The 20,177-nt window shown below is 65.7% G+C and carries 14 protein-coding genes and 1 pseudogene; 7 read left to right on the top strand and 8 right to left on the bottom strand.

The window, feature by feature from the left end; genetic code table 11:
• Positions 1-256: 256 nt before the first annotated feature.
• The 4 genes and pseudogenes from GFD32_RS19415 to GFD32_RS19405 all read left to right on the top strand — a co-directional run bounded on the left by GFD32_RS19415 (position 257) and on the right by GFD32_RS19405 (position 7,834).
• A complete protein-coding gene (locus GFD32_RS19415) occupies positions 257-775 on the top strand; it encodes an Hcp family type VI secretion system effector (RefSeq protein WP_163578229.1) in 519 nt (172 codons plus the stop codon).
• A gap of 238 nt (positions 776-1,013) precedes the next feature.
• Positions 1,014-3,014 (top strand): annotated as a pseudogene (locus GFD32_RS20030) (type VI secretion system Vgr family protein); the annotation flags it as partial.
• A gap of 96 nt (positions 3,015-3,110) precedes the next feature.
• On the top strand, positions 3,111-6,821 hold the full coding sequence (locus GFD32_RS20025) for an RHS repeat-associated core domain-containing protein (protein WP_240455719.1): 3,711 nt from the start codon (positions 3,111-3,113) through the stop codon (positions 6,819-6,821).
• 311 nt (positions 6,822-7,132) lie between these two features.
• Entirely contained in the window at positions 7,133-7,834 is a 702-nt protein-coding gene (locus GFD32_RS19405; protein WP_163578227.1) for an RHS repeat domain-containing protein, read from the top strand.
• A 10-nt stretch (positions 7,835-7,844) separates the two neighbouring features.
• Here GFD32_RS19405 and uxuA read toward each other — a convergent pair whose 3' ends face one another.
• From uxuA to GFD32_RS19365, 8 genes are all read right to left on the bottom strand, one after another.
• On the bottom strand, positions 7,845-9,020 hold the full coding sequence (uxuA, locus tag GFD32_RS19400) for a mannonate dehydratase (RefSeq protein ID WP_163578226.1): 1,176 nt from the start codon (positions 9,018-9,020) through the stop codon (positions 7,845-7,847).
• A gap of 15 nt (positions 9,021-9,035) precedes the next feature.
• Positions 9,036-10,526 (bottom strand): mannitol dehydrogenase family protein, encoded by a 1,491-nt coding sequence (locus GFD32_RS19395; protein ID WP_163578225.1) that lies wholly within the window; start codon positions 10,524-10,526, stop codon positions 9,036-9,038.
• Between the two features lie 40 nt (positions 10,527-10,566).
• Positions 10,567-11,847, bottom strand: a complete 1,281-nt coding sequence (locus GFD32_RS19390) for a TRAP transporter large permease (protein ID WP_163578224.1) — start codon at positions 11,845-11,847, stop codon at positions 10,567-10,569.
• Positions 11,838-12,437, bottom strand: coding sequence for a TRAP transporter small permease (locus GFD32_RS19385; RefSeq protein WP_163578223.1), 600 nt, complete (start codon positions 12,435-12,437; stop codon positions 11,838-11,840). The genes GFD32_RS19390 and GFD32_RS19385 overlap by 10 nt, the downstream gene beginning before the upstream one ends.
• A 73-nt stretch (positions 12,438-12,510) precedes the next feature.
• The gene (locus GFD32_RS19380; RefSeq protein WP_163578222.1) at positions 12,511-13,479 is read right to left on the bottom strand and encodes a TRAP transporter substrate-binding protein; all 969 of its coding nucleotides are present in this window, start codon (positions 13,477-13,479) and stop codon (positions 12,511-12,513) included.
• A gap of 56 nt (positions 13,480-13,535) precedes the next feature.
• Positions 13,536-14,558: a zinc-binding alcohol dehydrogenase family protein gene (locus GFD32_RS19375; protein ID WP_163578221.1), complete on the bottom strand. Its 1,023-nt coding sequence runs from the start codon at positions 14,556-14,558 to the stop codon at positions 13,536-13,538.
• Positions 14,559-14,570: 12 nt separating this feature from the next.
• Positions 14,571-15,782 (bottom strand): D-mannonate dehydratase ManD, encoded by a 1,212-nt coding sequence (gene manD / locus GFD32_RS19370; protein ID WP_163578220.1) that lies wholly within the window; start codon positions 15,780-15,782, stop codon positions 14,571-14,573.
• Positions 15,779-16,519 carry a GntR family transcriptional regulator gene (locus tag GFD32_RS19365; RefSeq protein ID WP_163578219.1) on the bottom strand — a complete coding sequence of 247 codons (741 nt, stop codon included), beginning with the start codon at positions 16,517-16,519 and terminating at the stop codon, positions 15,779-15,781. The genes manD and GFD32_RS19365 overlap by 4 nt, the downstream gene beginning before the upstream one ends.
• Positions 16,520-16,826: 307 nt before the next feature.
• On the opposite strand from GFD32_RS19365, the gene GFD32_RS19360 reads away from it, so the two are divergent.
• From GFD32_RS19360 to GFD32_RS19350, 3 genes are all read left to right on the top strand, one after another.
• Positions 16,827-17,576 (top strand): SDR family oxidoreductase, encoded by a 750-nt coding sequence (locus GFD32_RS19360; protein WP_163578218.1) that lies wholly within the window; start codon positions 16,827-16,829, stop codon positions 17,574-17,576.
• A gap of 16 nt (positions 17,577-17,592) precedes the next feature.
• Positions 17,593-18,444 carry a fumarylacetoacetate hydrolase family protein gene (locus tag GFD32_RS19355; protein WP_163578217.1) on the top strand — a complete coding sequence of 284 codons (852 nt, stop codon included), beginning with the start codon at positions 17,593-17,595 and terminating at the stop codon, positions 18,442-18,444.
• Between the two features lie 70 nt (positions 18,445-18,514).
• On the top strand, positions 18,515-20,155 hold the full coding sequence (locus tag GFD32_RS19350) for a UxaA family hydrolase (RefSeq protein ID WP_163578216.1): 1,641 nt from the start codon (positions 18,515-18,517) through the stop codon (positions 20,153-20,155).
• Positions 20,156-20,177 lie beyond the last annotated feature (22 nt).

The following is a 20,177-nucleotide window of genomic DNA, read 5'->3' as shown; positions in this document are numbered from 1 at the left end:
ACCGTCGCAACGAGCGTGACGCTTCAATGAAGCACATGAGCCACTGCAAGGGAATGAATTTCAGTTAGGCAATCTTCTGCCCAGCGGGCAAGGAATTGCCGGCCTCGGGCAACCTGTTGCCTAAGAAAATTTCATGACCGCACCCAAAAAAACTTCCACCCTATTGATATATAAAACTTTCCCCATGACTGGCATGCGGCCTGCTGCCTCAAAGGCGTCCACCGGACATCATCAATCACCGTCAAGGAGCAGACACATGCCCACACCGTGTTATATCAGCATCGAAGGCCAGACCCAGGGCAACATCACCGCCGGTGCCTTCACCCCCGAGTCCGTCGGCAACATCTATGTCGAGGGCCATGAAGACGAGATGCTGGTGCAGGAGTTCAAGCACATCGTCACCGTGCCGACCGACCCGCAGTCCGGTCAGCCCTCCGGCCAGCGTGCCCACAAGCCGTTCATCTTCACCGTGGCCCTGAACAAAGCCGTGCCGCTGCTGTACAACGCCCTGGCCTCCGGCGAGATGCTGCCCAACGTCGAGCTGAAGTGGTACCGCACCTCCGTCGAGGGCAAGCAGGAGCACTTCTTCACCACCTCGCTGACCGACGCCACCATCGTCGACATCAACCTGCGCATGCCCCATGCCCAGGATGCCAACAGCGCTGAGTTTACCCAACTGATGGACGTCTCCCTGGCGTACCGCAAGATCGATTGGGAGCACACCGTTGCCGGCACCTCCGGCTCCGACGACTGGCGCGCCCCGATCGAGGGCTGAGGCCTCACGCACCGACGGTGCCCTAGCCAATGCTCGCGCCGGCGGTCACCGTCTTCGTCGCCAGGGCCCCTGCCCGGACAGCGAGACGCGTCAGTATTTTCCTGGCGGTTTTGTAGGCGATCGCTGACACATACCGCCGATCACTTGCCTCAGCAAGGCACTCACGTAACCTATCCCCGCCGTCGGTCAGTCACTCCCGGCGGGCCATGGAACGGACACCGCCTCCAGGAAGGAAGCCATGACCGACCGTAGCGGACTGCAGTTCACCCTGAGCCTCGCCGGGGCCGGCGAGGTCGACCTGGCGGTGATCGACTTCACCCATGACGAGGCGCTGTCGGCGCCGTTCCACCTGCGGGTGCGTTTCGCCAGCCGCGCCGCCGATCTTTCGCCGGAAGCGCTGCTCGACCGACCGGCGAGCCTCACCCTGTGGCAGGACGGCGTGGCCCAGCGGCGGGTCCACGGCATCGTCGCCGAGTTCGGCCGCGGCGACCGCGGCCATCGGCGCAGCCACTACGAGGTCGTGATCCGCCCCTCGCTGTGGCGCCTCTCGCTGCGCCACAACTCGCGGATCTTCCAGCGCGTCTCGCCGCTGGCCATCCTCAACACCCTGTGCGAGGAGCGCGGCCTGAGCGACGTGGCCTTCGCGGTGACCCGCGAGCCCGCCGAGCGCGAGTACTGCGTGCAGTACCGCGAGACGGATCTCGCCTTCCTCGAGCGCCTGGCTGCCGAGGAGGGGCTGTTCTACTTCCATGAGTTCGAGGACGCCGATCTCGGCGCCCACCGGCTGGTGTTCGCCGACGCCCCCCAGGTGCTCGCCGCCCTCGGCGAGCGGAGCTATCACCATCGTGCTGGCGGCACCGCGCCGCAGCGCCACCTGCGCCGGCTGACCCAGACCGCCCGGGTGCGCCCGGCCCGCGCCCAGCTCAAGGACTATTCGTTCAAGCAGCCGGCCTACGACCAGTTGCACGAGAGGGAAGCGCCGGGGCTGGAGACTCACGCCCAGAAGGCGGACTACGCGCACTACGACTACCCGGGGCGCTACAAGGCCGACGCCTCGGGCCAGGCCTTCACCCGCCACCGCCTGGAGCACCTGCGCCACGATGCCCTGACGCTGGCCGGCGAGAGCGACCTGCCCGAGCTGGCCCCGGGCGCGCGCTTCACCCTGGTCGACCACGACGTCGGCGCGTTCAATCGCGGTTGGCAGGTCATCCAGGTGGTCCACCAGGGCGAACAGCCCCAGGCGCTGGAAGAAGATGCGGTTGGCATCACGGCCAGTGATCAATCGGGCATGACCCGCTACCACAACACCCTGACGCTGACCCCGGACGACACCGCCTGGCGGCCCGAACCCGAGCCCAAACCCCGCGTCGACGGTCCCCAGGTGGCCTTCGTGGTGGGGCCGGAGGGCGAAGAGATCTACTGCGACGAACACGGCCGGGTCAAGGTGCAGTTCCCCTGGGACCGCTACGCCGAGCCCAACGAGACCGCCAGTTGCTGGGTGCGGGTGGCCCAGGGCTGGGCCGGCGGTGGCTACGGCATGATGGCGATCCCGCGGATCGGCCATGAGGTGATCGTCTCCTTCCTGGAGGGCGATCCGGACCAGCCGCTGATTACCGGGCGCACCTACCACGCGGTGAATACCCCGCCCTACGAGCTACCGGCGCACAAAACCCGTACGGTGATCCGTACCCAGAGCCATCAATCGGCCGGCTTTAACGAACTGCGCTTCGAGGATGCCACCGGGGACGAGCAGATCTGGCTGCATGCCCAGAAAGACCTGGAACTGCTGACCCTGAACGACCGCACCGAGGAGATCCGCCGGGACAGCCACCTCAAGCTGCACCGCAACCGGCTCAGTGAGATCCACAACGACGATCACCTCACCGTACACGGCCAGCGCTACACCCAGATCAAGGGCGATGACCACCTCCAGGTCGATCAAACCCGCCATGAGGTCTACGGCGCGTCCCAACTGGTGGAGACCGGCCGCGAGCTGCACCACAAGGCGGGCAGCCAGATCGTGTTGGAGGCCGGTAGCGAGATCACCCTGAAAGCCGGCGGTAGCTTTATCAAGCTCGACCCGGGCGGGGTGACCCTTGTCGGCCCCCAGGTCAAGATCAACTCCGGCGGTAGCCCCGGGCGCGGCCAAGGCCACGCCATGGTACTGCCCCGCTTACCCGGAGACGCCGAGCCCGAGGAGAGCGAGGACGTTACCCTCGCCCCGCACCAGACCCCGCTGCTCAGCAGCGATATCGCCGCCGCCACGCCACTGGACCTCAGCGACCCCGCCATTCAAGACGGCCTGGCCGATGACTGCAGCGCCTGCGAACCCGCGGTGGGCAGCCCGGTCAACCCGCTGCTGGGCGCCAAGCTGCTGCCCGCGGAGACCGACTTTGCGCTACCGGCGCCACGGCCCTTCGTGTTTAGCCGTGGCTACCTCTCCAGTAACGACGAGGTCGGGGCTCTGGGGCAGGGCTGGTCGCTCCCCGGCGAGTCCCTGGCCATCAGCCTCAACGACGACGCCTGCATTGTTCACGATGCTCAGGGGCGTCAAATTACCTTTGGTGCACTGGCCCCCGGCCAGACGCGCTTCTCGCCCACCGAGCAGCTGTGGATCCGTCGTGGGGGGAGCGCGAGCGTCAGCGCCGCTGAACAAGATAACGCCCCGCGCGACGATAGCCGCTGGCAAGCCCTGGATGAGACATTGCGCAATGATCCTGAGCGTATCGTGCTTAGCGATGCCAGCGGGCTTGACTATGTGTTTGCTACCCCAGACGAGAGTTCTGCAGACAATAGCGCCCGCTGGCCCTTGATCGAAGAGCGCGACCGCAACGGCTACACCACCCAGTACCGCTGGGAAGGCGGTCTGCTGGTGCGGGTCATCGACAGCGCCCAGCGCCACTACCAGCTGGTTTACGATGGCTTGCTTCCCGCCATGCCGGGCGATACCGGCCAGCGCCTGACCGGTGTCAAGCTGGTGCAGGAACACGACGGTAAGCCAGCGGACGAGTGGTTGGTACGCTACTCCTATAGCCCCGCCGGGGATTTGATTGCAGTACGCCACCGCCACGGCGAAGTGGTGCGCGAGTTCGAGTGGCAGGACCATATGCTGATTGCCCACCGGGTACCCGGTGGGATGGAGGCGCACTATACCTGGGATCGCCATGCCCCGGATGGCCGGGTGGTGGGCCAGCAGGAAGCCGGTGGCTTGGCGCGTTCTTATACCTATCACGTGGATCATACGCGGGTCACCGACAGCCTGGGCCGGGAGGAGCGCTACCACTTCGTGGGCAGCGGCCCCGGCCGCCGCTGGACGGCCCATACCCGCGCCGACGGCTCGCGGATCGAGTTCCGCTATGATCGTGCGGGTCTCAAGGTCGCGACGGTGGATCCGTTGGGTCATGAGACGCTGATCGAGCGCGACGACCACGGCCAGGTGATTGCGCAGACCGGCCCGGACGGCACCCGCTGGGCCATCGAGCGGGATGCGCTCGGTCAGCCGGTGAGCATCGAAGGCCCCGACGATCAGCGCTGGCAGATCACGCGCAACGAACGGGGGCTTCCAGTGGAAGTCACGGGGCCGGAAGGCACTACCGCCTTCGCCTACGAGAATGAACAGCTACCCGACCGCCCTACCACCGTCACCGATGCAGGCGGCGCCACCCACCAGCGCGAGTGGAACGCCCTGGGCCAGGTCACCGCCCAGATCGACTGCTCCCAGCAGCGCACAACTTATAGCTATGACCGAAACGGCTATCTGGCCAGCGTCACCAATGCCCTGAACGAGACCACCCGCACCCAGCACGACAAGATGGGGCGGCGCATCGCCACCCAGCTTCCCGACGGGCTCTACTGGCACCACCATATGGACGCTCTTGGGCGACTGGTGGAGCTGGAAGGCCCCCAAGGCTTTCGGCAGCAGTTCTTCTTCGATGACCACGGCCGCCCGGTGCAGCGCATCGAGGCCGACGGCAGCCAACAGTTCATCGCTTACGACGACATTGGCCGCTTGAGCGAGCTGACCCTGGGCAACGGCGCCGTCTACCGCTTTGCTTATGACGACATGGATCGCCTCGCCCGCGAGACCGGCCCCGACGGCCGCGAGCAGCAGTACCGCTACGATGACGCCGGACGCCTGATCGAACGCACTGAAACCAACCGAACAGGCCCCGACGGCCAGCCGCTGGCCACCCGTTACGCCTATGATGAAGTCGGTCGGCTGACTGCCCGCCACCTGCCCGCCACGGAACACGCCCCGGCCAGCACGGAGCAGTACCAGTGGGGCAGCAATGGGCAACTGGTCAGCGTCACCAACGATCATGGCGAGGTCACGTTCCGCTACGATGACGCCCAGCGATTGATCGGCGAACAGCAGCAACATACCGGATTAGAAGGCGGCAACGGTTGGAGCTGGCAACACCAGCATAGCCTCACCGCCACCGGCGCACCCCAGGCCAGTCAGTTCGGTGACCTCCCGGCGCTGAACTGGCACACCTACGGCAGCGGCCACCTGCACGGCCTAAGTGCCCCCGGCCTGGATCTGGAAATCGCTCTGGAACCCGACGCCCTGCACCGGGAGACCCAGCGCCGCCTCAGCACCGGTGCCAATGACCATAACCAGCCCTTAATGTTGGAGCGGGGTTACACCCACCTTGGCCAGTTGGATCACCTCACCCTACGCAGCCCAGGCACCACCAGTCAGCAGCGCTATCAATACGACGCCCTGGGCCGGATGAGCTTTCGCAGCCTGGAAGGTGATCCCGCTTCCAAAGTGATCGCCTACAACTACGACGCCGCCGGGCGCCTGATCGGCAGTCAGCACGGCGACCACGCCCACCGCTATCGCGTGGATGCGGTGGGTAATCGGTTAGAGCAACAGCAAGACAAGCAGCAAGGGCTGACGGATAACCGCCTCACTCAGCTCAACGGCACCCGCTACCGTTACGACGGCGCCGGCAACCTGATCGAACGCCAACAGCCCAACGGCGAACGTTTAACCCTGGGCTACGACGGCGCCAATCGCTTGGTGCACCTGATCCACGCCAGTGAGCTGGGCTACACCCGCGAAGCCACTTACCGTTACGACGGCCTGGGAAGACGCATCAGCAAAACCGTGCGCGATACCAACGGCACCACGACCACCACCCATTACGGCTGGGATGGCGATCGCATCGTGCGGGAAGAAACCGACAACCAGCGCACCACCGTGGTGTATGAGCCGGGCAGTTTTGTGCCCATGCTGCGCATCGACGACACCCAACAAGGCCAAATCCTCAGCGCTTACATCACCGACGCCCTGGGCACGCCGATGCAGTTGGTCGCCCCCAACGGCCAACCCCGCTGGTTGGCCGAACCCGACGACTGGGCCGCCGTGAAAAACCAACGCGCCGTGCGCCACCTCACCCAGCCGATCCGCTTCCAGGGGCAATGGCACGACGAAGAAAGCGGCCTCTACTACAACCGCCACCGGTACTACGACCCGCAGCAGGGGCGGTATATCAGTCAGGATCCGATTGGGTTGCAGGGTGGGACGAATTTGTATGGGTATGTGACCAACCCGACGGGGATGGTGGATCCGCTGGGGTTGTTTGGGAGTAAGCGGACTTATGGGCTAGGTGGAGGACCTTACAGTCAATCGAATATGGTTCGAAAAGCAGGAAACGAGCTGGAGGCATCTCTTTCGGGTGGCTTGACGGGCCAAGCTTTCGGGGGAATAACAGGAGTCTCAACTTCCCGCAATAAAATAATGGCACCAAACGGGACTTTCAACTCTACTACTGTCTGTTGGCAACTAGGTGTAGGGGTTTATGCTGGAGGTGGCGGAGCAGGTACTTTAAATCTTTCATCAGACCCTGTTTCCCCCGGCGTGTCTAATAGCTTAGGAGCTTTTTTTAGTGGCGGCTCTGGCCCCTTAGGAGGGGGTGGAAATGTTGACTTATCCTCTAACTCTCTAAGCACCGCCAAAGCATTCCTTGGGCCCGGTGTCGGGGCCGCCGGTGGGCTTCAGTTTTGCAGAACTTGGGTGCATGAAAGGGAGGGGGAATGAAGTGGCTACTTGTTATTGATATCTCTTTTATCATAATTGGAGGTATTTTTTTGGTCTTCGCAGACACTTTCCCTAAATCAAACATGGTTTCCAACATAGGAGTTGCTCTCTTGATGGTTAGTTTTTTTGGCAGAGCCATATTTATGATTTTTTTTAAAGGAAAGGGTAAGAAGAGTGATAATTAGGAAGACGCTCAACAATCCTCATATTCTTGCATTCCTGAGTTCAACGATGCTTCTCCATTCACTATTCGCCAAGTAAGGTGCGTACCATTCCCCTTGGCGGTAGCGTAGCATTAAACGCCTTTCATTATGACTCATATCAAACTTAGGCATATCGTCGCCAGCGGCCAAGCGATCGCACAGACTGGCCCAGACGGCACCCGCTGGGCCATTGAGCGGGATGCGCTCGGTCAGCCGGTGAGCATCGAGGGCCCTGACGATCAAACGTGGCAGATCACGCGCAACGAGCGCGGCCATCCGCTGGCGGTCACCGGGCCCGAGGGTACCACCGCCTTCGCCTACGAGAATGAACAGCTACCCGACCGCCCCACGACCATGACCGATGCGGGCGGGGCCACCCACCAGCGCGAGTGGAACGCCCTGGGCCAGGTCACCGCCCAGATCGACTGCTCCCAGCAGCGTACCGAGTACGCCTATGACCGAAACGGCTACCTGGCCAGCGTCACCAATGCGCTGGGTGAGACCACCCGCACCCAGCACGACGAGATGGGCCGACGCGTCGCCACCCAGCTTCCCGACGGGCTCTACTGGCACCACCATATGGACGCTCTTGGGCGGCTGGTGGAGCTGGAAGGCCCCCAAGGCTTCCGCCAGCAGGTCTTCTTCGATGACCACGGCCGTCCGGCTTACCTTTGGTCGGTGTGCCGAGAAGGGTGCCGGTGTTGGCCTCCTGCCTCCCCGTGGCGTCCAAAGTGCTGCGGTAATTCTACAAATCCAGGAGATACGGCTATCGTGGCCAACGATGCTGCTGACGGCCTCGGCCTGATTTGACATCTCGCCATCACGTCAACTGCCGCACCGCCAGCTCGACACCGCGCAGCTCGGCGAGCCCCTTGAGACGGCCGTAGAGCGGGTAACCCGGCGCGGTGGCGCGGTGCTGGTCGTCGAGGATATGGTGGCCATGGTCGGGCCGTAGCGGCAGGCGCGGCCCACCCTCGCGCTCACGACGCCGCTCTTCCGCCACTAGCTCGGCAATCACGGCCACCATGTCGACATCGCCATCGAGGTGCGGCGCCTCATGAAAGGAGTGCGGGTCCGGTGACTCGCGCTTCGTCGAACGCAGGTGGGCGAAGTGGATCTTGGGACCGAAGCGCCGGGCCATGGCGGCCAGGTCGATGTCGGCACGCACCCCGTAGGATCCGGTGCACAGGGTCAGGCCGTTGGCGAGGCTCGGCACGGCGTCGAGCAGCCACTGGGCGTCCTCGGGGGTGGAAACCACCCGCGGCAGCCCCAGCAACGGCCGCGGCGGGTCGTCGGGATGAATCGCCAGCCGGATGCCCTCCGCCTCGGCCACCGGCACCACCGCTGCCAGGAAATAGCGAAGATTCTCGCGCAGCCGCGCGGCATCGATGCCATCGTAGGCGGCCAGGGCCTGGCGGAATTGCGCCAGCGTATAGTGCTCCTCCGCTCCCGGCAGGCCGGCGATCAGAGTGTCGACCAGGGCGTCGCGACCGGCCGCGTCGAGGCCGTCGAGATAGGCTCGGGCCGCGGCCTGCTCGGCCTCGCTGTATTCGGCCGCGGCGTCGGGCCGGGCAAGCAGGTAGAGGTCGAAGGCGGCGAAGGCGGTCTGGTCGAAGCGCAGCGCCAGCCCGCCCTCGGGCAGACGCCAGGCCAGGTCGGTGCGCGTCCAGTCGAGTACCGGCATGAAGTTGTAGCAGACGGTGTCGATGTCGCAGGCCGCCAGATTACGCAAGGTCTGGCAGTAGGTGTCGATCAAGCCGTCGCGCTCGGGGCGGCCCTGCTTGACCGCCTCGGGCACCGGCACGCTCTCCACGACCGACCAGCGGAGCCCGGCCGCCTCGATGAGCGCCTTGCGTTCGGCGATGGCCGCTACGGACCAGGCCCGGTCGTTGGCCTCCTCGTGCAGCGCGGTGACGATGCCGGTGGCCCCGGTCTGACGGATCTCGTCGAGTCGAATGGGGTCGGCGGGCCCGAACCAGCGCCAGGTGTGTTCCATGCAAAGGCTCCTCTATCAGGCCCGCACCGCCGCCGCCACGGCGGCGTCGAGCCCCTCTTCGATCAGAGTACGATAGGCCTCGGTCACCGCCGCTGCAAAACCCGGGGCCGTCGACAGCGCCGGTGGCACGATGTCGTCCATGCCCAGGAAGGCGCCGACCAGCGCCGGGCCGTCGCCGTGGTGACGCTCGTGAAGCTGAGCGAAGCGTCTGGCCAGGGGGTCGTCCACTGGGTAGGCTTGGCCCTGGCGGTCACGGCCGGCGGTGTAGCGAATCCAGGCCGCCGTGCCCAGGGCCACGCAGGGCGCGGCCTCGCCCAGCCGGTAGCAGTGGCGAGCGCCCTCGAACCAGCGCTGCGGCAGCTTCTGGCTGCCATCCATGGCGATCTGGTGCAGGCGATGCTTGAGACTATCGTTGGAGAAACGCACCAGCAGCGACTCGGCGTAGGCAGCGACATCGGTACCCTCGGGCATGGCCAGCGTCGGCACCGCTTCCTCCAGCATGTAGCGGTGCAGCAGAGCCCTCAGGTCGGGGCGACTCACGGCGTCGACCACCGTCTCGATGCCCTCCGGCGCTCCCAGATAGGCAAGCAGCGAGTGGCTACCGTTGAGCAAACGCAGCTTCATGGTCTCGAAGGGCGCCACGTCGTCGACCATTTCCACGCCGACCGTCTCCCAGTCGGGGCGGCCCTGGGGGAAGTCGTCCTCCACCACCCACTGGGCGAAGGTTTCGCACACCACCGCACTGGGGTCGTCGACCCCGAGTTCGGCCAGCCGCGCGAAATCCGCCTCGGTCATGGCCGGCACGATGCGGTCGACCATGCTGCACGGAAAGGCCACCGTGCGGGCGATCCAGTCGGCGAGCGCAGCATCGCGGTGCTTCGCCAGTTGCACCACGGCGGCCCGGGTGCGCTGGCCGTTGTTGGGCATGTTGTCGCAGGAGAGCACCGTGAAGGGTGCCAAGCCGAGGGCGCGACGCCGCGCCAGCGCCTCGACCAGGATGCCCGGCGCGGTGCACGGCGCCTGAGGCGTGGCGATGTCCGCAGCGACCATCGGATCCTCGCCGAGCAGCGAGCCGGTCGCCGGGTTGAGAAAATAGCCCTTCTCGGTGACGGTGAGGGTCACCAGGCGCACGTCCGTCGAAGTCAGGCGCACGAGTAGCGCTTCGCGGTCGCGCCCCCAGCTCCCCTCGGTGTCGCTGCCGGCGTTGTTGTCTTGCCCCGTGAAGTGCGTCTCCTCGATCGCCCCGATCTCGCGCAGGGTCAGGTGCTCACGGTCGCGATACTCGGCCACGTGGTAGCGATGGCCGGCCTCGCGCAGGGCGTCGACCAGTGCCACCCCGCCGCGCAGGTTGGCAGCACTCACCCCCCAGGCACTGTCACCGCTGAGCTGGCGATAGCGCTCCAGGTAGACCGCCTGGTGAGCGCGGTGAAAAGCGCCCAGCCCCAGGTGGACGATGCCGATGCGGCCAGCGGGCTCGGCGGCCGGCACGCGCTGAACGTCACTCATTGCAGACTCCTCGTTCTTGTCGCTTGCAGGCCGACTTGAGTCATTGCCCCATGATCAGGTTAGGCAACCACAGCGAAATCGCCGGCACATAGGCCACCAACAGCAGAACGGCCAGGTTGCACGCCAGAAACGGCAGGATGGCGCGGGCCACGGTGAGCATCGGCAGGTTGCCGATGCCCGAAACCACGAACAGGCACACGCCCACTGGTGGCGTGGTGAGACCAATCATCAGGTTGAGCACCGCCATCACCGCGAAATGCACCGGGTCCATACCCACCCCGGTCGCCACTCCGAGCAGCGCCGGAAACAGGATGATCAGCGCGGCGATGGTCTCCATGAACGCGCCCACGAACAGCAGGATCAGGTTGAGGATCAGGATCACCACGATGGGGTTATCGCTGATCGTCAGGATGACGTCAGCCACCATCTGTGGAATCTGTTGGCTGGTGAGAATCCAGCCGAACAGGTTGGCCAGGCCGACCAGCAGCAGCAGCGCCGAGGAGGTGAGTACGGTGTCGCTGAGGATGCCCGGCAGCTTGCGCCAGGTGAGTCCCTTGTAGACGTACATGCCCACCACCAGCGCATAGAGGCTGGCCACGATGGAGGCCTCGGTGGGGGTGAAGAAGCCGCCGATGATGCCGTAGAGGATGATGCCCGTCATCAGCAGCGCCCAGAAGGCGGTGCGCGCTTCGCGTAGCAACTGCAGCAGGGGGACCCGCTCGCCCTTGGGGTAGCGGCGGCGCACGGCGATCAAATAGGCAGTGATCATCAGCGCCACGCCGAGCAGCAACCCGGGCACGGCGCCGGCGAGGAACATCCGCCCCACCGAGACCCCGGTCAACGAGCCGGCGATGATCATCGGCACGCTGGGGGGAATGATCGGCCCGATGGTCGACGAGGCGGCCGTCACTGCTGCGGCGAACGGCTTGTCGTAGCCCGATTTGGCCATCCCCGGGATCATTACCGAACCGATGCTTGCGGCATCCGCCACTGCGGTACCCGAAATGCCGCCGAAGATCATCGAGCCGCCCACGTTGGCCAAGCCCAACCCGCCGCGGATATGGCCCATCAGGGCGTTGCAGAACCGCACGATGTGCTCGGTGATGTTGCCGACGTTCATCAGATTGCCGGCCAGCACGAAGCCGGGAATGCACAGCAGCACGAAGGTGTCGATGCCGGCATACATGCGTTGCGGCACGATGGTCAACGAGATGCCTTCCAGCAGCAGATAGGCCAGCGAGGCGATGCCCAGCGAAAAGGCGATGGGAACTCCGACGAGCAGCAGCACCAGGAAGGTCATGAAGAGCAGGGTCACTTCCATGCGGAGGGCTCCCTATCGGCAGCCGGGGGCTTGCACCACAGGGCGGCGAGCCCCTCGACGAATCCGATGGCGCTGTAGACCAGAACCAGGGCGAACAGCACCACCGTGGAGAAGAAGATGTACAACATCGACACTTTCAGAGTGGGCGAGGTCTGCCAGCCGCCGTTCTCGGCGTACACCCAGGCATAGGGCAGCACGATGGCGGCAAAAGCGCCGACCAGCAGACACACCAGGGCCTGGTAGAGCGCCCGGCCGCGGGGCCCCAGCCAATGATGGAAGAGTTCGACGTTGACGTGACGGTTCCTGTGAATGACCGCCCCGGAGGACAGCGCCACCATGTAGATGAAGAGGTAACGCGACAGCTCTTCGGTCCAGGCCGGCGAAAAGGGCAGAAAGAGCCGCCCGGCAATCTGCAACAGCACGGCCGCGGCGATGCCCAGCAGAGCCAGCACGGCCAGGCCGATGAACAGGCGGTCGGCCCAGCCGATCAGCCGTCCGGGCACCCCTCCCAACTGGGGCACCTTCGAGAGGGTGTCGAGCTCCTCGATGACCTGGCGCTCGATATCCGCTTCGTGCTCGGGAGACGACATAGCGCTACCTCAGGCGGCACGCGGCCGCGGATGAATAAGGTGTCGGGCGGGCATTGCCCGCCCGGAACGCGGATCACAGATCCTGGATGGCGTCGAGCAGCTCACGCTGCTCCTCGTTGAGCGACTCGCGCACGGCGGGCAGTGCCTTCTCGACGAACGCCTCGGTATCGACCTCGACGAACTCCATGCCGCGCTCGGCGAGGTCGTCGCGCAAGCGCTGCTCGTCCTCGGCGAAGAGCTCGGCCTCGTAGTCCTGCATGGTCTTGGCGGCGTCGAAGATCACCTCCTGGAGCTCCTCGGGCATCTCCTCGAGCTGGTTCTTGCCGATCACCACGTAGATCCAGCTGCGCACATGGCCGGTGAGGTTCACGTAGTCCTGCACCTCGTAGAAACTGGCGCTCTCGATCAGGCTCAGCGGGTTCTCCTGGCCCTCGATGGTATTCTGCTGCAGGGCGGTGAACACCTCGCTGAACGCCATGGGAGTGGGCCGCGCGCCCAGCGCCTCCCAGGTATCCACGAACAGCGGCACATTGGGCACGCGCAGACGCAGTCCATCGAGGTCGTCGGGATGCTCGACCGGGCGGTTGGAGGTCAGGTGGCGCGGGCCACGCTCGAACCAAGCCAGCGGCACCAGGTTGGCGCTCTCGGTGATCTGCGCCTCGATCTCCTCGCCGATCTCGCCGCTCACCGCGGCGTGCAGATGCTCCGAGTCGCGGAAGGCATAGGGCACCGCCATCATCGCCGCTTTGGGCGCCCAGTTCTGCAGGCTCTCGCCGGTGATGGTCATGTCGGCGGTGCCCAGTTGGATGCTGTTGATGACGTCCATCTCCGCGCCGAGCTGCTCGTTAGGGAAGACCTCCACCTCGATGCGCCCGTCGGAATTGGCCTCGACCTCTTCCTTGAACTTCTCGGCGGCCAAGTGCCAGATGTTCTCCGTGTTGGCGAGGTGGCCGAACTGCAGGGTGTAATCGGCAGCCAGCAGCGACTGGCTAGCGAACAGGGTTGCCCCGAGGGCGGTCGCGGTAATGAGCTGTTTGAACATGTGAGTGCTCCTGACTTGGCTTGTTATGGATTGTTGCAGCTGGCATGACAGGCGCTTCAGGTACCTATACGAATCAGTACCTTGCGCGCCTTTTCAGGGTGGTGGTCGAGCATGTCGATGGCACCGGGCATCTCGTCCAGCGGCAACCGGTGACTCACCAGCGCCAGCGGGTCGAGGCGGCCGGACGCCATTAGCTCGAGCACTTCCGGAAACTTGCGGTTGTTGAGTCGCGAGCCGACCAGGGTCAGCTCCTTCTTGATCACCTCCAGTTGCGCCAGATCGCTGGGTGTGGGACTGAAGCCGAGCAGCCCGATGCGCCCGGCCGGCGAGGCGATGCGCAACATCGACGGCAGCAGCGCCGGCACGCAGGCGGCATCGGCGATCAGCGGCACGCCTTCGCCACCGGTGAGCTCGGCCATTTGCGCTTCGAGGTCCGCTTCGGCGCCATTGACGGTGCGCGTGGCACCGAGTTCGCGGGCCGTTGCCAGGCGGGCATCGATCACGTCGCTGACGGTGATGTCCTCGATACCCAGAGCGCGCGCCATCTGCAGAATCGTCAGGCCGATCACCCCGGCGCCGAAGATCAGCAGCCGATCGCCAGGGTGGGGCTGCATGCGATCGAGCACGTTGGCCGCGATGGAATAGGGCTCGACCAGCGCCGCCGCGTCCAGGCCCAGACCATCGGGCAGGCGGTGCACGTTGCCCGCCGGTACGCTGACGCGTTCTTCGAAGCCGCCGTTGCGATGCACGCCGATCACCTCCAGAGCGGTACAGACGTTGGGGCGACCGATACGACAGGGGTAACACTCACCGCAGCTGATCACCGGGTCGATGCACACGGCATCGCCTACCGCGACGCCCTCGGCGCCTTCGCCCACCGCCTCGACGATGCCGGCGAACTCATGGCCGGTGATGCGCGGAAAGCGCACGAAGGCGTTGTCGCCGTGGATGATGTGCATGTCCGAACCGCAGATGCCGGCGAAGGCCACGCGTACCAGGACGTCGCCAGCGGTGGCCCGGGGCATCTCGATCTCGGTGATGCGATAGTCCTGCGGAGCGCGGACTTCAAAGGCTTTCATGGAGTGTCCTCGTTACCAGTGCCACAGCGTGCCGTCTTCCAGCCGGTTGACCGGCAGGCTGGCGCGTTCGTAGGGATACTGCTCGGCCAGCGCCTCGTCGATGTCGACGCCGTGCCCCGGCGCCTCGCCGACCAGGAAGTGACCCTCCTCGAAGCGATAGTCGTGGGGGAAGACCGCATCGGTCTCGGCGGCATGCGGCATGTGCTCCTGGATGCCGAAGTTGGGCACCCAGGTGTCGAAGTGAATCGCCGCGCCCAGGCACACCGGAGAGAGGTCGGTGGGGCCGTGGAAGCCGGTGCGCACGTGATAGAGCCCGGCCAGATCGGCAATGCGCCGCAGGTGAGTGATGCCGCCGCCATGGGAGAGCGGCGTGCGGATGTAGTCGATCCACTGGTTCTCGAGCAGTTCGCGGTAGTCGTGGATCGAGTTGAACACCTCCCCGACCGCCAGGGGCGTGGTGGTGTGCTGGCGAATCAGGCGGAAACTCTCCTGATTCTCGGCCGGCACGCAGTCCTCCAGCCAGAACAGGTGGTAGGGCTCCACCGCCTTGCCCAGACGTGCCGCTTCGATGGGCGTCAGACGGTGGTGGACGTCATGCAGCACGTGGAGGTCGTCGCCGAAGCGTTCGCGCACCGCAGCGAACAGCTTGGGCACGTGATTGAGATACTTCTCGGTGCTCCACACGTGCTCGGCGGGAAGCGCCGAATCCGCCGGCTCGTAGCGTTCGCCCTCGCGCTTGGCCACACCGTAGATGGTCGGGATGCCCGGCACGCCGGCCTGCACGCGCACCGCCCGATAGCCCATGTCGACGTGTTTCTCGACCTCGTCGAGGCAGGCGTCGATGTCGCGCCCGGTGCAGTGGGCGTAGGCCATCACCCGCTCACGACTCTTGCCGCCCAGCAACTGGTAGAGCGGCATGCCCGCCGCCTTGGCCTTGATGTCCCACAGCGCCAGATCCACCGCCGCGATCGCACACATGGTCACCGGCCCCCGTCGCCAGTAAGCACCGCGATAGAGATAGTGCCAGATGTCCTCGATGCGGCTGGCATCGCGGCCGATCAGCGCCGGAATCACATGCTCCTCGAGATAGGCCACCACGGCCAACTCGCGACCGTTCAGGGTGGCGTCACCGATGCCGTAGGTGCCCGACTCGGTGACGATCTTCAGGGTGACGAAGTTGCGTCCCGGTGAGGTGACGATGACATAGGCCTGCTCGATCCTCATGAGGCGACCTCCTCCCGGCCGCCAGCGGCCACCGGCACGTTCTCGAACATCTCGGGGAAACGACTCACCAAGTCGGGCAGCGACTGGAAGATTTCGCGGTGGTGGACGCGCATGGCCTGCTCCGCCGCCTCGGGGCTGCGCTGCTCGATCGCCGCCACGATCGCGGCGTGCTGCTCGATCAGCCGCTCGAGGGGAGTTGCATCAGGAATGCTCAGGTAGCGCACCCGGTCGAACTGCGCCTTGACCTCCTCGACCACCTTCCATGCCGCCTGCTGGCCCAGACCCAGTGACAAGGTGCGATGGAAGGCCTCGTCGAACTGGTAGAAACGGTCGTAGTCGTGGGGCTCGATACAACGCCGCTGGCGCTCGAGGAGCTCATGGAGCTCGGCCAACACCCGCGGCGCCAGTCCTTGCTCCGCCGCTGCCCGGGCCACGGCCACCTCCACCGCCTCGCGCACGAATCGCGCCTCGAGCACGGCCTGCTGCGAGATCTTCACCACGTAGGTGCCGCGCTGCGGACGTACCTCGACGAGCCCCGCTTCCGAAAGGCGAATGAATGCCTCGCGGACCGGCTGCCGGCTCACCGCAAAGGTGTCGGCGATCTCCTTTTCGGAGAGCGCCTGTCCCGGCGCCAGCACCATGCGAATGATGGACTGACGCAGCACCTGGTACAGCCGCTGACGCACGGAGGTGTGGCTGTCTTCCTCTCGCCAAAGGCTCTGCAAGGTAGTGTTCATGACGCGACTCCCGTATCGCAACTGACGGCTAACGCCGGCTAACTGATATGACTAGTATGGTAGTATGGCAAAAACAGATCAGCGTTTAGACTTTGGTCGTGACCTACCAAGGGCTCGCTGCACACCCAACATCGAGGGCCTGACCGAAAGCCTTGCCGTGGGCTGCGACGACCACCGGAAGCCAATGTTGGCAATCCCGCAGAACTGATCCATACTCGTGCATATCGTCAGGCTAGTATCCTGTCATACCAGTAACGCGTCACGGCTCCACCACAACAATCCGCCATAACGTCAGGAAGCCCGCACCATGCGTTTGAAGAACAAGACGGCCCTGATCACCGCTGCCGGCCAGGGCATCGGGCGCGCCGCCGCCCTGCACTTCGCCGCCGAAGGCGCGCGGGTCATCGCCACCGATATCGACGACGAGAAGCTGCAGGATCTCGGTGACGCCAAGGGCATCGAGACCCGCCGCCTGGACGTTCTCGACGCCCCGGCGGTGGAGGCCCTGGCCAGCGAGCTGCCACCGCTCGACGTGCTCTTCAACTGTGCCGGCTTCGTGGCCGGCGGCTCGCTGCTCACCGGCTCGGATGCCGACTGGGAGCTGTCGCTGGCGCTCAACGTCACGGCCATGGCGCGCCTGACCCGCGCCCTGCTGCCGGCCATGATCGAGCACGGCGGTGGCAGCATCATCAACATGGCTTCGGTGGCCTCGAGCCTGAAGGGCGTGCCCAACCGCTGCGCCTACGGCACCACCAAGGCGGCGGTTATCGGCCTGACCAAGTCGATCGCCGCCGACTTCATCGACCGCGGCATCCGCTGCAATGCCATCTGCCCCGGCACCGTGGACTCCCCTTCGCTGCGCCAGCGCATCCGCGACCAGGCCCACCAGCAGGGGCGCGCCGAGGACGAGGTGCGCGCCGAATTCCTGGCCCGCCAGCCGCTGGGACGGCTCGGCACGCCGGAAGAGATCGCCGCCCTGGCCACTTACCTGGCCGCCGATGAGTCCGCCTACACTACCGGCACCGCCCAGGTCATCGACGGCGGCTGGCTGACCTGAACCGCAAGGAGATCCCATGAAACTGTTGCGCTTCGGCCCCAAGGGGCACGAGAAACCCGGTCTGCTCGACGCCGATGGCGTGATCCGCGACCTTTCCACCCACCTCGACGACCTGGCCGGCTCCCACCTGAACCGCGAGTCGCTGACCCAGTTGTCCGGGCTCGATCCTTCACGCCTCCCAGAGGCGCCGGCCGACACCCGTCTCGGCCCCTGCGTGGGTCGCGTCGGCAAGTTCATCTGCATCGGCCTGAACTACTCCGACCATGCCGCCGAAACCGGCGCCCAGGTGCCGCCCGAGCCGGTGGTCTTCAACAAGTGGACCAGTGCCATCTGCGGGCCGAACGACGACGTCATCATCCCCCGCGACTCCTCCAGCACCGACTGGGAAGTGGAACTCGGCGTGGTGATCGGCAAGGAGGCGCGCTATGTGAGCGAGGCCGAAGCCATGGAACACGTGGCCGGCTACTGCGTGGTCAACGACGTCTCCGAGCGGGAATTTCAGCTCCATCGCAGCGGCACCTGGGACAAGGGCAAGGGCTGCGACACCTTCGGCCCCCTGGGCCCCTGGCTGGTGACGCCTGACGAGGTCGCCGCCCCCCATGCCCTCGACCTATGGCTGGAGGTGGATGGCCAGCGCTACCAGGATGGCAACACCCGCACCATGGTCTATCGGGTGCCCTTCCTGATCAGCTACCTGAGCCGCTTCATGAGTCTGCAGCCGGGCGACGTCATCTCTACTGGCACCCCGCCCGGGGTCGGCATGGGCCAGCAGCCGCCGACCTATCTGAAGCCCGGCCAGCGCATGCGCCTGGGCATCGAGGGGCTCGGCGAACAGCAGCAGGATGTCGTCGCCGAACCCGACCGCTGACCGGAGATCGTCATGAGCAAGGCAACGATCCAACTCGTTTCCCCTGGACACGCTCTCCCGGAGGCCGCCCATGCCCCATACGATCGCCAGTGACAGCGCCCGGCTGGCCAGCCTCCACGTGCACGCCGCCGACAACGTGCGCGTGGCCCTCAAGGACCTGCCCGCCGGCAGCGAGATCGACGACAGCGGCCGCCGCTTGCGCCTGGTCGAAACGATCCGCCACAAGCACAAGTTCGCTCTCCACGACCTGGCGGCCGGCGAGGCGGTAGTCATGTACGGCGTCACCGTGGGGCGAGCCATCCGGCCCATCGCCGCGGGCGCGGCCATCACTACCGAGAACACCGAACACGACACCGCCAGCACGGCCCCTCAGGCGCGGCGCGGGCAGTGGCAAGCTCCCGACGTCGCCGCCTTCCAGGACGCCACCTTCGACGGCTATCACCGCCCCGACGGCAGCGTCGGCACCGCCAACGTCTGGCTGGTGGTGCCGCTGGTATTCTGCGAGAACCGCAACATCGAGGTGCTGCGCCAGTGCGTAGCCGACGCCCTGGGCGAGGATCCCTACCGCGACTACAAGCGCATGGCCCGCGAACTGTTGCACGGCGCGGCCGGCAAGATGCCCCCCGCCCCCCCTGCCGAGCGGCTCTTCCCCAACGTCGACGGGGTACGCTTCCTGAGCCACACCCTGGGCTGCGGCGGCACCGACGACGACGCCGAAGCGCTGTGTCGGCTGCTGGCCGGCTACATCGGCCATCCCAACGTGGCCGGCGCCACGGTACTCAGCCTGGGCTGTCAGAAGGCACAAATCGACATGCTGCGCGAGGCGGTGGCCGAGCGCGATCCCCAAGGGCTGCGCCCGGTACACTACCTGGAGCAGCAGGCCAGCACGAGCGAGACGGCGCTGATTCGCGAGGCGCTGACCACCATCTTCGACGGCCTGGCCGAGGCCAACCGGGTAGAGCGTGCCCCCGCGCCGCTCTCGGCGTTGACGCTGGGCGTGGAGTGTGGCGGCTCCGACGGCTTCTCCGGGCTCTCCGCCAACCCCCTGGTGGGCGGCGTGGTCGACCGCCTGGTGGCCTTGGGCGGTAGCGGCATTCTGAGCGAATTCCCCGAACTGTGCGGCGTGGAGCACGAGTTGATCGCGCGCTGCCGCGACGACGCCGTGGCCGGGCGTTTCCAGGCCCTGATGGAAGCCTACCAGCAGCATGCCGCCCGCGTGGGTGCGGACTTCTCCATGAATCCCTCCCCCGGCAACGTCCGCGACGGCCTGATCACCGACGCCATGAAGTCCGCCGGTGCCGCCAAGAAGGGCGGCGACAGCCCGGTGGTGGACGTTCTCGACTACACCGAACCCGCCGTACGCAAGGGGCTGAACCTGCTCTGCACGCCGGGCAACGACGTGGAGTCGACCACGGCACTGGCCGGCTCCGGCGCCAACCTGATCCTGTTCACCACGGGACTGGGCACGCCCACCGGCAACCCGGTCGCCCCGGTGCTCAAGATCGCCAGCAATAGCGAGCTGGCGGGGCGCATGCGTGACGTCATCGACTTCGACGCCGGCCCCATCATCCGCGGCGAAACGAGCATCGACGAACTGGCCAAGCGGCTGCTGACGCTGTGCATCGACACCGCCTCGGGTCGCTATCGCCCCCGCGCAGTGGCGCTGGCGCAGTACGACTTCATTCCCTGGAAGCGCGGGGTCTCCCTGTAGCGCCGTTCCACCACAACGAAGA

Origin of the sequence: Halomonas faecis (assembly GCF_010993975.1) — a bacterium.
Lineage (GTDB): Bacteria > Pseudomonadota > Gammaproteobacteria > Pseudomonadales > Halomonadaceae > Halomonas > Halomonas faecis.
The sequence above is the reverse complement of the archived record's forward strand: the minus strand, read 5'-3'. Positions and strand labels throughout refer to the sequence as shown.